At 54.0% G+C, this 904-nt stretch carries 1 protein-coding gene; it reads right to left on the reverse strand.

What is annotated here, in order from left to right; all coding sequences use genetic code 11:
- On the reverse strand, window positions 1-845 hold an 845-nt coding region (locus tag MXD58_RS31880; RefSeq protein ID WP_518478687.1), incomplete at its 3' end, for a hypothetical protein.
- Window positions 846-904: the final 59 nt, after the last annotated feature.

Below are 904 nucleotides of genomic sequence, written 5' to 3' on the forward strand. Positions count from 1 at the left end.
GCATAATCTGCAGCCGGTGTGGAAACGGTTCCGTCGATTTTCACGTTCCCGTCGCTTAATATTTTTGCAGCCAGCCCCGGAGTCTGGGAATCCGTACCATTAGCAAGATACCACGAATATGGCAGCTCGTTTGCCGTCCCGAATTTTCCCATGATATGAACGCCTTCCAAAAAGTTTGCATCCGTCGATTGCCCTTCCGTGTGGGAGAAAAATCCGGAAGCAACAGTGTTCACTCCCTCCGCGTGGGAAGTGAAACCGCTCGCAATGTTTAGAGCGCCTTCGGCATGGGAGTTTTGGCCGGTCGCTTGCGTCTGATTTCCTTCAGCATGGGAAAGATCGCCGGAAGCGAGCGTGCGCTGTCCCTCAGCATGGGCAAAAATGCCACTAGCCACTGTAAAGTTTCCTTCCGCATGAGATCCTCTTCCGTTTGCTATCGTCTGGTCACCTTCGGAATGGGAAGATTCTCCCCCGGCCATCGTACCCTGTCCTTCCGCATGAGATACGAGTCCGCTGGCGACAGAGTTCTCACCCTCTGAATGGGACGCAATGCCCGTGGCGGTCGTAAGATTTCCCTCAGCATGGGCATACAAGTTCAAGGCTTGCGTGTTCGAGCCTTCCGCATGGGAAGCGTAGGCAGAGGCGAAGGTAAAACTGCCTTCTGCATGGGATATATCCGCACTTGCCAGAGTCATAAACCCTTCAGCATGGGAAGCTGCACCTTCCGCCACTGTATTTGAACCTTCCGCATGCGACGCATCGCCTCCCGAATTCGTTTGAAAACCTTCAGCATGGGAAGCAACACCCGAGGCAAGTGAGAAGCTGCCTTCCGCATGCGCAGCATCCACACTTGCTCTCGTAAAATATCCCTCAGCGTGGGAAGCCGTCCCTTCTGTCACCGTATTTG

Source organism: Frankia sp. AgKG'84/4 (assembly GCF_023242965.2).
Lineage (GTDB): Bacteria > Actinomycetota > Actinomycetes > Frankiales > Frankiaceae > Frankia.